Below are 12,975 nucleotides of genomic sequence, written 5' to 3' on the forward strand. Positions count from 1 at the left end.
GCGACGGGCGGAGGGTGTCCGCCCGGGCGTATTACCAGCTACCGGTCTGCTTGAACTCGCCGATGCCCTTCTTGAACGCCGCTTCGATGTCGTCGTTCCAGGCGCCGGTGGTGTTGATCTTCTCGACCAGCGCACCGTCGGTGTTGTCGAAGTGCGCGTGCAGGCCTTCTTCGAACGCGAGCAGCTTGGCGACCGGCACGTCGTCGAGGTAACCCTCGTTGACGGCGTAGATCGTCAGCGCCTGGTGCGAGATCGACATCGGCTTGTACTGCTTCTGCTTCATCAGCTCGGTGACGCGCTGACCGCGCTCGAGCTGCTTGCGGGTGGCTTCGTCGAGATCCGAAGCGAACTGCGCGAACGCCGCCAGCTCACGGTACTGGGCGAGCGAGATGCGGATGCCGCCCGAGAGCTTCTTGATGATCTTGGTCTGCGCCGACCCACCGACGCGCGACACCGAGATACCGGCGTTCACGGCCGGGCGGATGCCGGCGTTGAACAGGTCGGTTTCCAGGAAGATCTGGCCGTCGGTGATCGAGATCACGTTGGTCGGCACGAACGCCGAGACGTCGCCGGCCTGCGTTTCGATGATCGGCAGCGCGGTCAGCGAACCGGTCTTGCCGGTCACGGCGCCGTTGGTGAACTTCTCGACGTATTCCTCGGACACGCGCGCGGCGCGCTCGAGCAGACGGGAGTGCAGATAGAACACGTCGCCCGGATAGGCTTCGCGGCCCGGCGGACGCTTGAGCAGCAGCGAGATCTGACGGTAGGCGACGGCCTGCTTGGACAGATCGTCGTACACGATCAGCGCGTCTTCGCCGCGGTCCATGAAGTACTCGCCCATCGTGCAGCCCGAATAGGCGCTGATGTACTGCATCGCGGCCGATTCGGACGCGGTGGCGGCGACGACGACGGTGTGCGCGAGCGCGCCGTTCTCTTCGAGCTTGCGCACAATGTTGGCAACGGTCGAGGCCTTCTGGCCGATCGCCACGTACACGCACTTGATGCCCGTGGTCTTCTGGTTGATCACGGCGTCGATCGCCATCGCGGTCTTGCCGGTCTGGCGGTCGCCGATGAGCAGTTCGCGCTGGCCGCGGCCGATCGGGATCATCGAGTCGACCGACTTGTAGCCGGTCTGCACCGGCTGGTCGACCGACTTGCGCCAGATCACGCCCGGGGCGACGCGCTCGACCGGCGCGCTGAGCTTGGCGTCGATCGGACCCTTGCCGTCGATCGGCTCGCCGAGTGCATTGACGACGCGGCCCAGCATTTCCGGACCGACCGGCACTTCGAGAATGCGGCCGGTGGTCTTGGCCACGTCGCCTTCGCGCAGGTGCTCGTAGTCACCCAGCACCACAGCGCCGACCGAGTCGCGCTCGAGGTTGAGGGCGAGTGCGAACGTGTTGTTCGGCAGTTCGATCATTTCGCCCTGCATCACGTCGGCCAGACCGTGCAGACGCACGATGCCGTCGGCGACCGAAGTCACGGTGCCTTCGTTGCGCGACTCGGCGGACAGCTTGACCTTCTCGATGCGGGACTTGATCAGCTCGCTGATCTCGGAGGGATTGAGTTGCGTGGTAGCCATCGGGGGTTCCCTTGTGCCGGCGTTGCCGCCGACGTTGCAATAGAAATCGTGTCAGTGCGCCAGCGCGGACTGCAGGCGGGCGAGCTTGCCCTTGAGCGAGCCGTCGATCACCACGTCGCCGGCCGAGATCACCGCACCGCCGATCAGGCGTTCGTCGACCGCGGTCTCGATCTGCACCTCGCGACCGAAGCGGCGCTTGAGCGCCGCGCGGATCTGCTCGACCTCCGTCTCGGGCAGCACGGCCGCCGACGTCACCGTGGCCAGCACGACGTGCTCGGCATCGGCGCGCAGCGCATCGAACTGGCCCGCGATTTCGGGCAGCGCCGACAGGCGGCCGTTGCCGGCCAGCAACGCGAAGAACGCGGCAAGCTTTTCGCCGGCGCCTTCGGGTGCGACCAGCGCGACCGCGTCGTCATGCGACAGCGCGGGATGTCCGAGCAGCGCGGACGCCTGCGGATCGGCCGCGACGCGCGCGGCGAATGCCAGCGCGTCGGACCAGGCCGCGAACTGGCCTTCGTCGCGAGCGATCGCGAATGCGGCACGGGCGTACGGGCGGGCGATCGTCATGGCCTGGCTCATCGGGCTCAGATCTCCGCAGCGAGTTCGTCGAGCAGCGCCTTGTGGGCGTTGGCGTCGATTTCGCGCTTGAGCAGACGCTCGGCACCGGTCACGGCCAGCATCGAGACCTGACGACGCAGATCCTCGCGGGCACGCGTGGCGGAGGCCTGGAGTTCGGCATCGAACAACGCCTTCTGGCGCAGGCCTTCGGTCACGGCCTCGGCCTTGGCGGCCTCGACCAGCTGGTTTCCGCGGGCATGCGCCTGCTCGATGATCTCGTTGGCCTTCGCACGCGCGGCCTTGAGCTCTTCGTTGGCGGTTTCCTGCGCCTGCGCCAGCGCACGCTGGCTGTTGTCGGCGGCGGCCAGACCTTCGGCGATCTTCTTCTGGCGCTCTTCGATGGCGTTGAGCAGCGGCGGCCAGATCTTGGTCGCGATGATCCAGATCAGCGCGGCGAAGGCCAGGGCCTGGGCTAGCAGGGTGAGATTGAGGCTCATGGTCTTGGGACTGCCTGTCGTGAAGGGTCGGGCATGCGGACATGCCCCCTGTCATCCGGCGATGCGGTCATGCGCGAGGCATCGACCGCACCCTCGGAACGGCGGGCGTTGATCAGCCGCCGATCTGCGCAGCGACCGGGCCGATGAACGGCGACGCGAACGCGAACAGCAGGCCGACCGCAACCGAGATGATGAACGCGGCGTCGATCAGGCCGGCGGTGATGAACATGCGGACCTGCAGCACCGGGATCAGTTCCGGCTGGCGCGCGGCCGACTCGAGGAACTTGCCGGCCATGATGGCCAGACCCAGACCTGCGCCCAGCGCGGCCAGGCCGATCATGATGCCGATGGCCAGAACGGTCGAAGCCTGGATCTGGGCGAACGAGGTCAGTGCGATTTCCATTGTTTTCTCCGGAACGGATTGCTTGAAGGGTGAGACGGAAGGGGTGGAACGAAACCGGGTGACGCGATGCCGCCGGTCAGTGGTCGTCCTCGGCCAGGCTGAGGTAGACGATCGACAGCATCATGAAAATGAAAGCCTGCAGCGGAATGACCAGCAGGTGGAACAGCATCCAGCCCAGGCCCAGCACGCCGCCGCCCAGCATGCCGAGGATGCCGGCGCCGCCGAGCACCCAGATCAGCAGGAAGACGATCTCGCCGCCGAACATGTTGCCGAACAGTCGCATCGCCAGCGAGATCGGCTTGCTCAGCCACTCGACGATGTTGAGGATCAGGTTGAACGGCACCATCCACTTGCCGAACGGCGCGAACAGGAACTCCTTCGACATGCCGCCGATGCCCTTGGCACGCAGCGCGAAGAAGACCGTCAGGAAGAACACGCTGATCGACAGGCCCAGCGTCGCGTTGACGTCGGCGGTCGGCACCGGCTTCCAGTAGGCCACGCCCAGCAGCTCGAGCGGCCTGGCGATGAAGTCCGCCGGAATCATCTTCAGCAGATTCATCAGCAGGATCCAGAAGAACAGGGTGATCGCGATCGGCGTCACCAGCTTGCTGGAACCGTGGTAGGTGTCACGGGCCTGCTTGTCGACGAACTCGAGACAGATTTCGACGAACGCCTGCCACTTGCCCGGCACGCCGGCCGTGGCCTTGCGCGTGGCCAGCCAGAACATGAAGACCATCAGGCCGCCCATCGCCAGCGCGGTAATGAAGGTGTCCAGGTGCAGCGTCCAGAAACCGCCCTCACCCGTCGAGACCGTCAGGTTCTGCAGGTGATGCTGGATGTAGCTGGTTGGGGTGAGTTCCGCGTCAGCCGCCATAGATCTGGAATCCTGCCTGTTAACGATTCAGTGCGTGGCCGGAGGCCATCGCGATCAACTGCGCGAAAAGTGCGACAACGACACCGCTGAGGGTCGGCACCGGCGGAAGTCCCGCAGCGCCCACACCCACCAGCAGTACCGCCACCACCACGACCCACTTCAGTGCCACACCCGCAAGCAGACGCGCCAGCGCGCTGCCTGAAGGATTCACCCCGCCACCCAGCGCGATCACGCTCGACAGCCAACCCCCGACTGCAATCGCCGCACCTCCGATGACGGCGGCCAGAGACCAGTCCGCACCCTTGGTGAGAAAGGCCAGCGCCGTCACCGCGATCGCGACCGCCTGCCAGGCGATTGCGCGCTGTGCCAGCCGCCGACCGACAGCGACGGACGTCAACACATCAGGATCCCGGGTGGTTGGAAGGTCGCGAGGCGCCGAAACGGCCTCTTCGAGCCGCAAAAGTATAGCAGCGGCCTCCATTGACCGACAACCGGCGGAAGTCCCGGCAATAGGACGGCATCTGCAAAGGCCTATTCATTATTTTCCCGCATGACATGCGGAACTCCTGCCCGTTCGACGGGTCGTACCTGTCGTGCACGATCTGCCGCGCTTTCCTCGTCGGTTCCGTCCGCAGATCGCCACCGAAGCCCTGGCCCGCCGCCAGGGCTTCTTTTTGATGTCGCGGCGCACAACGGGCGCCCTCTTTCGCGCGACATCCCCCGGCACAGGCGCGCCGAGATTGTTCGACCTGCCATCGCTTCACGTCGACAAGACCGTAACTTGAAGACCATTGGCGCCCGTTCCCACACACTGGCGCCCCCTCCGATGCCGCATTTCAGTTTCCGCACGCTTTCTCTCGCCGCCCTGCCCGCCGCCCTGATGCTCGCCGTGGTCGCCATGCCGGCGCATGCCCAGAGCCGCGACGACCGCTTCGTCCTGCGCCTGAGCGCGTTCAATCCCGAGGCCGAACTCGGCTTCTCCGGCAACGGCGTCGTCACCGACGGCACCGACGACGCCACCTTCGGCTTCAACGAAAGCTTCGACACCGGCCGCGAATGGCGCCCGCGTGGCGCGATCGGCTTCCGCATCAGCGACCGTCAGGCACTGGTCGGCAATTTCTACGATTACCGTCGTGACGAGACCTGGGAGTACGGCGGCAACGTGCTCGATACCGGCACGATCATCCCCGGCGGCGACGCCATCGAAATCCCGGGCGCCAGCATCGACGGCCGTCTGTCGTTCCGCCTGGCGAACCTCAATTACGAGTACGCGGTCGTCAAGAACGACAGCTTCGAATGGGGCCTGGGCCTCGGCGTGACCTACGCCAAGCTGGAAGCCACGGCCAATGGCGCCTCGACCGGTACCGATCTGCTGGATCCGGAGTTCGAGAGCGTGGGCTGGGAGCGCGACGGCTTCTCGCCGGGCCTGCACACCCGTCTGACCTGGACCCCGGCCGAGCGCTGGACCGTGGGCCTGGAAGCGCAGTACCTCGATACGACCTGGGGCAACATCCTCGACGAGGAAGGTCACTTCGAGCGCGGCGGCCTGCTGGTCGAGTACATGGTCAGCGAGCGCGTCGGCCTCCATGTCGGCTACGACTGGTTCCGTCTGAAGCTCAAGGACCAGTACCGCGGCACCGCACGTGCACCGTCGGGTATCGATGCGGGTCCGTTCCCGTACTCGGGCGAAGTCACCGGCGACCTGAAGGTCCATGGCCCGATGGCCGGCGTGACGTTCCGCTTCTGATTCGTGGCACCGATCCACGCGCCTGGACCTAGGCGCGTGGACATGAAAAAGCCCCGGCATGCCGGGGCTTTTTCGTTGGCGCGGACGTGCTGTCCCGCGCTTACTTCTTCTTCGGGATGTACAGGTCGGTGATCGTGCCGTCGAACACTTCCGCCGCCATCGCCACCGATTCGCTGAGCGTGGGATGCGGATGGATGGTGTGGCCGATGTCGGCGACTTCGGCGCCCATTTCGATCGCCAGACCGGCTTCGGCGATCAGATCACCCGCATGCACGCCGACGATGCCGGCGCCGACGATGCGGTGCGTGGCCTCGTCGAAGATCAGCTTGGTGAAACCCTCGGTGCGGCCGATGCCGATCGCGCGACCGCTGGCCGCCCACGGGAACTTGCCCACGCCGACCTTCAGACCCTTGGCCTTGGCTTCGGTCTCGGTGATGCCGACCCACGCGATTTCCGGATCGGTGTAGGCGACCGACGGAATCACCCGCGCCACCCATTCCTTCTTCTCGCCGGCCGCGACTTCGGCCGCGAGCTTGCCTTCGTGCGTGGCCTTGTGCGCCAGCATCGGCTGACCGACCAGATCGCCGATCGCGAAGATGTGCGGCACGTTGGTGCGCATCTGCGCATCGACGGCGATGAAGCCGCGATCCGACACGCGCACGCCGGCCTTGTCGGCGGCGATCTTGCCGCCGTTCGGCGTCCGGCCCACGGCGACCAGCACGCGGTCGAAGGTCTTCGTGTCCGGAATGCTTTCGCCTTCGAACGTGACGTCGATGCCGGTCTTCGCGGCCTTCGCCTCGACGACCTTGGTCTTGAGATGCGCGGACACGCCCTGCTTCTTCAGACGATCGACGAGCGGCTTGACCAGATCCTTGTCGGCGCCGGGCATCAGCTGGTCGGCGAGTTCCACGACGGTCACTTCCGAGCCGAGCGCGTGATAGACCGTCGCCATCTCCAGACCGATGATGCCGCCGCCGACGACGAGCAGCTTCTTCGGCGTTTCCGCAAGTTCCAGCGCGTCGGTCGAATCCATGACGCGCGGGTCGTCCCACGGGAACCCCGGCAGCTTCAGGGCCTGCGAGCCGGCGGCGATGATGCACTGCTCGAAACGCACGAGCTGGGTCTTGCCGTCGCTGCCGGTGACTTCGATCTCGTTCGGCGACACGAACAGGCCTTCGCCGGTGACCACGCGCACCTTGCGCTGCTTGGCCATGCCGGTCAGGCCCTTGGTCAGCTGGCCGACGACCTTTTCCTTGTAGCCGCGCAGCTTGTCGAGCGCGATCGTCGGCGCGCCGAAATCGACGCCGTAGTCGCTGGCGTGCTTGGCCTGGTCGATGACCTCGGCCGCGTGCAGCAGCGCCTTCGACGGAATGCAGCCGACGTTGAGGCAGACGCCGCCGAGCGTCTCGTAACGCTCGATCAGCACGGTGTCGAGACCGAGATCCGCCGCGCGGAATGCGGCCGTGTAACCACCGGGGCCGGAGCCGAGCACGACGATGCGGCATTCGACATCGGCCTGGCGGCCCGACGACGGCGCGGCCTTGACCGCTTCGGGTTCGGCCGGCGCAGCGGGCGAACGCGCGACCGGCGGATTGCTGCCGGGCGCTTCGCTCTTTTTCGCCGGCGCGCCGTCCTTCTTTTCGGGCGCGGACGCCTTCGTGTCGGCGGCAGGCGCATCGCTCTCGCCTTCGACTTCGATCACCGCGACCACGCTGCCTTCCGACAGCGTATCGCCGACCTTGACCTTCAGTTCCTTGATGACGCCCGCGCTCGAGGCCGGCACTTCCATCGTGGCCTTGTCCGATTCCAGCGTGACCAGGCTCTGGTCCTTGGCGACGGTCTCGCCGACGGCGACCAGCACCTCGATCACCGGGACGTCGTCGTAGCCGCCGATATCGGGCACTTTGACTTCGAGGGTATTGGCCATCAGGAATTCTCCGGGGTCTGTTGCGTGGGGTCTGCCACCGCCATGCGCGACGCCGGGCGACGGGCCCAGGTCAGCGCGTAGAGATCGTGGCGGCGGTCGTTGAGGTTCTGCACGGTGCCGTCGTTGCGGGCGACGATGAGATCGTTGAGGCGCAGATCGGCGAACGCGACCTGCTCGACGTTCGGCGTGGTGTCGGCGGCGACGCCGTCGCGCGCGAACGGGAAATCGCAGGGCGTCAGAATGCAGCTCTGCGCGTACTGGATGTCGAAGTTGTTGACGCCCGGCAGGTTGCCGACATTGCCCGACAGCACGACGTAGCACTGGTTCTCGACCGCGCGCGCCTGCGAGCAGTAGCGCACGCGCAGATAGCCTTCGCGGGTGTCGGTACAGAACGGCACGAACAGGATCATCGCGCCCTGGTCGACCAGATGCCGGCCGAGTTCGGGGAACTCGCTGTCGTAGCAGATCATGACGCCGATCGGCCCGCAGTCGGTCATGATCGCCTGCGCACTGTCGCCGCCGCCGATGCCCCACCAGGTGCGCTCGTTGGGCGTGGGATGCAGCTTGTCGCGCGTGTGCAGCGAGCCGTCGCGCAGGGCGACGTAGCAGATGTTGCGCACCTTGCCGTCTTCACCGTCGCTGGTCCGCGTGGGATGCGAGCCGCCGATGATGTTGATGTTGTGGCGCACCGCCAGTTCGCACAGCAGCTGCGCGAACCGCTCGGTGTAGCCGGTCAGCGCCAGCAGCGAATCGACCGGCGACAGCGGCTTGTTCTCGACCGACAGCAGCTGCAGCGTGAACAGCTCGGGGAACACGACGAAATCGGCACGATAGTCGGCGGCGATGTCGACGAAGTACTCCACCTGCGTGGCGAATTCCTCGAACGACGCGACGCGGCGCTGCTGGTACTGCACGGTCGCCACGCGCACCGAATCGGGCAGCGGGCGCTGCGTGCCGCGCGTCGGCGCGTTCGCATCGATCTTGGGATTGCGCCAGAGCAGATGCGCGGCGTAGCCGGCTGATTCGAGATCCTGCGGCAGGTAGCCGGGCAGCACGCCGATCAGTTCGAAACCGTTGCGCAGCTGGAAACTCAGCGCGCGATCGCGCACCCGTCCGGCGACCACGTCGGCGACGTAGGCGCGCACGTCGCCCTGGTACCGGCGCGCGCGGCGCGAGAAGCCCGGCAGGCGTCCGCCGAACACGATGCCCTTCAGGCCCAGGTCCTGGCACAGCCGCTTGCGCAGCTCGTACATGCGCCGGCCGATGCGCAGGCCGCGATGCGCCGGATCGACGCAGACCTCCATGCCGTAGAGCCAGTCGCCCGTCGACAGATGTCGCGACGCGTAGCCGCCGCCGGAGATCTCCTGCCAGCGATGCGGCGCCATCGCCGCGCGCTCGTCGATGCGGAAGGTCGCGCAGTAGCCGACCGCCACATCGTCGTAGTACGCGACGAACACGCCCTGCGGGAACTGGGCGATCTGGCCGTTGAGCATCTCGGCGGTGTAGCCGTTCTCGTGGCCGTAGATGCGATCGCTGAGCGCGACGATCGCCGGGATGTCGGCGATGCCGGCATGGCGCAACGTCAGTCGCGCCCGCTCGCGCGTGGACGTGTCGCTCATGCCGGGCCCGGGCCGCTTACAGCAGCACCCGGCGCATGTCGCCGAGCAGCTGCGCCAGCGTCGCGGTGAAGCGCGCGGCCGCGGCGCCGTCGATGACGCGGTGGTCGTAGGACAGCGACAGCGGCAGGGTCAGGCGCGGCTGGAAGGCCTTGCCGTCCCAGACCGGCTTCATCGCCGACTTCGACACGCCGAGGATCGCGACTTCCGGTGCGTTGACGATCGGGGTGAAGCTGGTGCCGCCGATGCCGCCGAGCGAGCTGATCGAGAAGCAGCCGCCCTGCATGTCGGCCGGGCCGAGCTTGCCGTCGCGCGCCTTCTTCGCCAGCGCGGACATCTCCTGCGAGATCTCCATGACGCCCTTCTTGTCGGCGTCGCGGATCACCGGAACGACCAGACCGTTCGGCGTGTCGGCGGCGAAGCCGATGTGGAAGTACTTCTTCAGCGTCAGGTTCTCGCCGGACGCGTCGAGCGAGCTGTTGAAGCGCGGGTACTGCTTGAGCACCGCAACCGAGGCCTTGATCAGGAAGGCGAGCATGGTCAGCTTGACGCCGGCCTTCTCGTTCTCCTTGTTGAGCTGCACGCGCAGCGCTTCGAGATCGGTGATGTCGGCATCGTCGTGCTGCGTGACGTGCGGGATCATCGCCCAGTTGCGTGCGAGGTTGGCCGCCGAGATCTTCTGGATGCGGCCCAGTTCCTGGACCTCGATCTCGCCGAACTTGGCGAAGTCGACCTTCGGCCACGGCAGCAGATTGAGACCGCCGCCCGCTGCTGCCGGCGCACCGGACGCGGCCTTCGCGCCGCCGCCCTGCAGCGCACTCTTGACGAAGGACTGCACGTCCTCGCGGATGATGCGGCCGCCGCGGGCGCTGCCCTTGAGCTGCAGCAGATCGACGCCGAGTTCGCGCGCGAACAGGCGCACCGCCGGGCTGGCGTAGGGCACCTTGTCGGGCAGCACGGCGTCGGCTTCGAAGCGGACTGGCGGCGCACCATTACCGGCCGCGCGATGCTCGATCGAGGCTTCCGCAATCCTGTCGGGCTTGGCCTGCGCGGCCACCGGCTCGACCTTGGGATCTTCGCTCGACTTGGCGGGGGCCTCGGCGGGCGCGGCTTCAGCCTCCGATCCGGCTTCACCTTCGGCTTCGATGATCGCGACCACGCCGCCTTCCGACAGGGTGTCCCCCACCTTGACCTTCAGTTCCTTGACCACGCCTGCGAACGGCGCCGGCACTTCCATCGTCGCCTTGTCCGATTCCAGCGTGACCAGGCCCTGGTCCTTGGCGACGGTATCGCCGACGGCGACCAGCACCTCGATCACCGGGACATCGTCGTAGCCACCGATATCGGGCACGCGGGCTTCCTGCGCGCCACCGCCCTGCGTTTTGGCGGGCTTGGGCGCCTCGGCCTTCGCAGGCTTGGCGGCTTCGGCAGCCGGCTGGGCCGGTGCCTCGGTCTTGGCCGGGGCGGCCGGCTTGGCATCGTCCGCCGGGCTGGCGCCTTCGGCCTCGATGACCGCGACCACGCCGCCTTCCGACAGGGTATCGCCCACCTTGACCTTCAGTTCCTTGATGACGCCCGCGAACGGCGCCGGCACTTCCATCGTCGCCTTGTCCGATTCCAGCGTGACCAGACCCTGGTCGACCGCCACGGTATCGCCGACGGCGACCAGCACCTCGATCACCGGGACATCGTCATACCCGCCAATGTCGGGAACGCGTGCTTCTTTCAGGTCGGCCATGCGGCCCTCCGGGCATGTCGTGACTCGCTATTGTGGCCCCAGCCTCCCGTCCCGCCAACTGTCGTGTCACAGATGGCATGCGGACATGCGCCCGGTGTCATCCCCGGCGCGACGCCAAAGCAGCTCGAGGCGTTGTCACCGACGACGCGAATCGGCCCCACCCGGAGGTTCCGACACGCCGGAACACTGCGTCGTATCCGCGACGTTCGACCGGCGTTCAAGTGGCCTCGACGCCATATCCACACGCCCGAAGGCGGTTCTGCCGCGATCGCGATGAACGCGCCAACGGGATTTCCGAAGGCACGGTGAAGGGTTGTCATTCCTTCAGTTTCCGCCAATCGCGCATTCAGGAATGGATCGTCAGCATGGCCCGGCCTTCCCACAGAGGGAGGTCGAGGTCCCCGGTGACATCGGTCCTCGACAAGATGCCCGCCGCAATCTGGCAGCGGGTAGACGAATCGGAAACAAGAAAGGAGTACCCCCATGCTGAAGTTCCGTACCCATGCCCTGGCGCTGGCCACACTCGCCGTCGTTGCCGCGGCCCCCGCCGCCTTCGCGCAGGATTCGTTCGGCCAGAGCGACACCGCGGCCGGCAAGCGTTTCTCGGTCGTCGGCGGCGTGACGCTGCTGCAGCCGACCAACGACACCAGCCGCAACGACGGCTTCAAGGTCGATGGCGGCCCCGCGCCGACCGCGTCGTTCTCGTACAACTTCACCGACAACATCAGCGCCGAGCTGTGGGGCGCGCTGGATTCCTTCGATCACCGCGTCCGTCAGGGCGGCCCGAAGATCGGCACCGTCGAGCAGCAGCCGATCGCGCTGAGCGGCCAGTACCACTTCGGTGACGTGGACAACACCTTCCGCCCGTTCCTGGGCCTGGGTTACCACCACTCGAACATCAGCAATGAAGATCTGAACCCGGGCGGCAACCACGTGTCGCTGACCACGCCGAAGGGCGCGATCGGTACCGTGGGCCTCGATGTGAACATCACCCCGACTTGGTTCGCCCGTGCCGATGCGCGTTACCTGCGCAGCCGTGCGGACGTTCGCGAAGCCGGCGTCAACACCGGCACCGAGCTCAAGCTCGATCCGTGGACCGTGGGTGTCGGCATCGGCGCGCGCTTCTGACCTCTCTCTCTCCAGAGTCGTGCGCCAGGAAAGACCCGCTTCGGCGGGTCTTTTTTTGCCTGTGAGTTTGTCGAACGCCGCTGTTGGCCGACTACGCGGTGATTCGTGCCCGCCGTCGGAGATGTCCCGTTCGTAGGACGCGCCGGAACGATGCCGGTGGCCGACGAACAGACGCGGCGGCATCTTGGTGGCGCCCGTCATCATCGGGCCGCTGACGTCACCCAGCCACGCCGGGCGGCGGGACGTATCGGCACACGACCGAGGGCTCGGTGACGTACCGAGACAAGCCTCAGCGCAACCAGCGCCCCAGCCGCCACTGCAGCAGCACCGCGTACATCGCGTGATAGCCGACGACGAGTCCGGCGACCGCGAACAGGCCGGCCGGTTCGCCCAGCGGCCCCCAGGCGGCCAGCACTGCGTATTCGCCGTGCATCCGCTCCCAGGCCTGCCAGATCCCGGCGAAGACCCGGGCGACGACGATCAGGGTCAGCGCCAGCACCAGCCAGCGGTTGGGTGTGTACCAAATCTGGCCCGGCCGGTGCTCGACGCGCGTGAGCACCCAGCCGAGCCCGCCCAGCACCAGGCCGGCCAGCAGGCCCAGCGCGGCATACGGAAACGCGTGGGCCACGAACAGCTGGGCGATGCCCATGCCGGCGAGGAACAGCACCGCCGAGGCGGGGATCAGCCAGGCATTGAGGCGTGTGAGCCAGCGCGGCGGACGCCGGCGCGACGTGCCCACGCGATAGCGGTTCCACAGGGCGAGCGGCCACAGCAGCAGGAGCAACGCGAATACGGCCAGCAGGACCACGGCGAGCAGCAGAAGAGGCATGACGTGGCGCGGATCCGGACGTTTCGGTGCCGACATGATCGGCGATCCGGCGCGCGACCAGGATGAAAGGGCGTCG

The 12,975-nt window shown here is 66.9% G+C and carries 13 protein-coding genes; 3 read left to right on the forward strand and 10 right to left on the reverse strand.

From position 1 onward, the window contains the following. Nucleotides 1-31: 31 nt before the first annotated feature. The 6 genes from atpA to AC3A5K_RS15620 all read right to left on the reverse strand — a co-directional run bounded on the left by atpA (nt 32) and on the right by AC3A5K_RS15620 (nt 4,314). Nucleotides 32-1,582, reverse strand: a complete 1,551-nt coding sequence (atpA, locus tag AC3A5K_RS15595; RefSeq protein WP_487618475.1) for a F0F1 ATP synthase subunit alpha — start codon at nt 1,580-1,582, stop codon at nt 32-34. Between the two features lie 51 nt (nt 1,583-1,633). After that, the gene (locus AC3A5K_RS15600) at nt 1,634-2,161 is read right to left on the reverse strand and encodes a F0F1 ATP synthase subunit delta (RefSeq protein ID WP_487618476.1); all 528 of its coding nucleotides are present in this window, start codon (nt 2,159-2,161) and stop codon (nt 1,634-1,636) included. 5 nt (nt 2,162-2,166) lie between these two features. Further along, on the reverse strand, nt 2,167-2,637 hold the full coding sequence (locus tag AC3A5K_RS15605) for a F0F1 ATP synthase subunit B (RefSeq protein ID WP_487618477.1): 471 nt from the start codon (nt 2,635-2,637) through the stop codon (nt 2,167-2,169). 112 nt (nt 2,638-2,749) lie between these two features. Beyond that, a complete protein-coding gene (atpE, locus tag AC3A5K_RS15610; RefSeq protein ID WP_394001880.1) occupies nt 2,750-3,040 on the reverse strand; it encodes a F0F1 ATP synthase subunit C in 291 nt (96 codons plus the stop codon). Nucleotides 3,041-3,116: 76 nt separating this feature from the next. Beyond that, nucleotides 3,117-3,914: a F0F1 ATP synthase subunit A gene (atpB, locus tag AC3A5K_RS15615; protein ID WP_487618478.1), complete on the reverse strand. Its 798-nt coding sequence runs from the start codon at nt 3,912-3,914 to the stop codon at nt 3,117-3,119. Nucleotides 3,915-3,933: 19 nt separating this feature from the next. Further along, nucleotides 3,934-4,314 carry a hypothetical protein gene (locus AC3A5K_RS15620; protein ID WP_487618479.1) on the reverse strand — a complete coding sequence of 127 codons (381 nt, stop codon included), beginning with the start codon at nt 4,312-4,314 and terminating at the stop codon, nt 3,934-3,936. Between the two features lie 193 nt (nt 4,315-4,507). Between AC3A5K_RS15620 and AC3A5K_RS15625 the strand changes: the two genes are divergently transcribed. Both AC3A5K_RS15625 and AC3A5K_RS15630 read left to right on the forward strand, forming a co-directional pair. Beyond that, complete coding sequence (locus AC3A5K_RS15625; protein WP_487618480.1) at nt 4,508-4,699, forward strand: hypothetical protein; 192 nt, start codon at nt 4,508-4,510, stop codon at nt 4,697-4,699. Nucleotides 4,700-4,740: 41 nt separating this feature from the next. Further along, on the forward strand, nt 4,741-5,661 hold the full coding sequence (locus tag AC3A5K_RS15630) for a TonB-dependent receptor (protein WP_487618481.1): 921 nt from the start codon (nt 4,741-4,743) through the stop codon (nt 5,659-5,661). Between the two features lie 100 nt (nt 5,662-5,761). On the opposite strand, the gene lpdA is transcribed toward AC3A5K_RS15630, so the two are convergent. The 3 genes from lpdA to aceF are packed head-to-tail and all read right to left on the reverse strand — an operon-like array spanning nt 5,762 to nt 10,942. Further along, the gene (gene lpdA / locus AC3A5K_RS15635) at nt 5,762-7,588 is read right to left on the reverse strand and encodes a dihydrolipoyl dehydrogenase (RefSeq protein WP_487618482.1); all 1,827 of its coding nucleotides are present in this window, start codon (nt 7,586-7,588) and stop codon (nt 5,762-5,764) included. Then, on the reverse strand, nt 7,588-9,207 hold the full coding sequence (locus AC3A5K_RS15640; protein WP_487618483.1) for a GNAT family N-acetyltransferase: 1,620 nt from the start codon (nt 9,205-9,207) through the stop codon (nt 7,588-7,590). The genes lpdA and AC3A5K_RS15640 overlap by 1 nt, the downstream gene beginning before the upstream one ends. A gap of 16 nt (nt 9,208-9,223) precedes the next feature. Then, entirely contained in the window at nt 9,224-10,942 is a 1,719-nt protein-coding gene (gene aceF / locus AC3A5K_RS15645; RefSeq protein WP_487618484.1) for a dihydrolipoyllysine-residue acetyltransferase, read from the reverse strand. 483 nt (nt 10,943-11,425) lie between these two features. Between aceF and AC3A5K_RS15650 the strand changes: the two genes are divergently transcribed. Next, the gene (locus tag AC3A5K_RS15650) at nt 11,426-12,070 is read left to right on the forward strand and encodes an OmpW/AlkL family protein (RefSeq protein ID WP_487618485.1); all 645 of its coding nucleotides are present in this window, start codon (nt 11,426-11,428) and stop codon (nt 12,068-12,070) included. Nucleotides 12,071-12,359: 289 nt separating this feature from the next. On the opposite strand, the gene AC3A5K_RS15655 is transcribed toward AC3A5K_RS15650, so the two are convergent. Next, the gene (locus AC3A5K_RS15655; RefSeq protein WP_487618486.1) at nt 12,360-12,935 is read right to left on the reverse strand and encodes a DUF1453 domain-containing protein; all 576 of its coding nucleotides are present in this window, start codon (nt 12,933-12,935) and stop codon (nt 12,360-12,362) included. Between the last annotated feature and the right edge of the window lie 40 nt (nt 12,936-12,975).

The sequence above is a fragment of the Luteimonas sp. Soil_C_5 genome, from assembly GCF_057656615.1.

Coding starts and splice junctions, on each gene's coding strand:
- atpA (WP_487618475.1), bottom strand. CDS start 1,582: ATGGCTACCACGCAACTCAATCCCTCCGAGATCAGCGAGCTGATCAAG.
- AC3A5K_RS15600 (WP_487618476.1), bottom strand. CDS start 2,161: ATGAGCCAGGCCATGACGATCGCCCGCCCGTACGCCCGTGCCGCATTC.
- AC3A5K_RS15605 (WP_487618477.1), bottom strand. CDS start 2,637: ATGAGCCTCAATCTCACCCTGCTAGCCCAGGCCCTGGCCTTCGCCGCG.
- atpE (WP_394001880.1), bottom strand. CDS start 3,040: ATGGAAATCGCACTGACCTCGTTCGCCCAGATCCAGGCTTCGACCGTT.
- atpB (WP_487618478.1), bottom strand. CDS start 3,914: ATGGCGGCTGACGCGGAACTCACCCCAACCAGCTACATCCAGCATCAC.
- AC3A5K_RS15630 (WP_487618481.1), top strand. CDS start 4,741: ATGCCGCATTTCAGTTTCCGCACGCTTTCTCTCGCCGCCCTGCCCGCC.
- lpdA (WP_487618482.1), bottom strand. CDS start 7,588: ATGGCCAATACCCTCGAAGTCAAAGTGCCCGATATCGGCGGCTACGAC.
- AC3A5K_RS15640 (WP_487618483.1), bottom strand. CDS start 9,207: ATGAGCGACACGTCCACGCGCGAGCGGGCGCGACTGACGTTGCGCCAT.
- aceF (WP_487618484.1), bottom strand. CDS start 10,942: ATGGCCGACCTGAAAGAAGCACGCGTTCCCGACATTGGCGGGTATGAC.
- AC3A5K_RS15650 (WP_487618485.1), top strand. CDS start 11,426: ATGCTGAAGTTCCGTACCCATGCCCTGGCGCTGGCCACACTCGCCGTC.
- AC3A5K_RS15655 (WP_487618486.1), bottom strand. CDS start 12,935: ATGTCGGCACCGAAACGTCCGGATCCGCGCCACGTCATGCCTCTTCTG.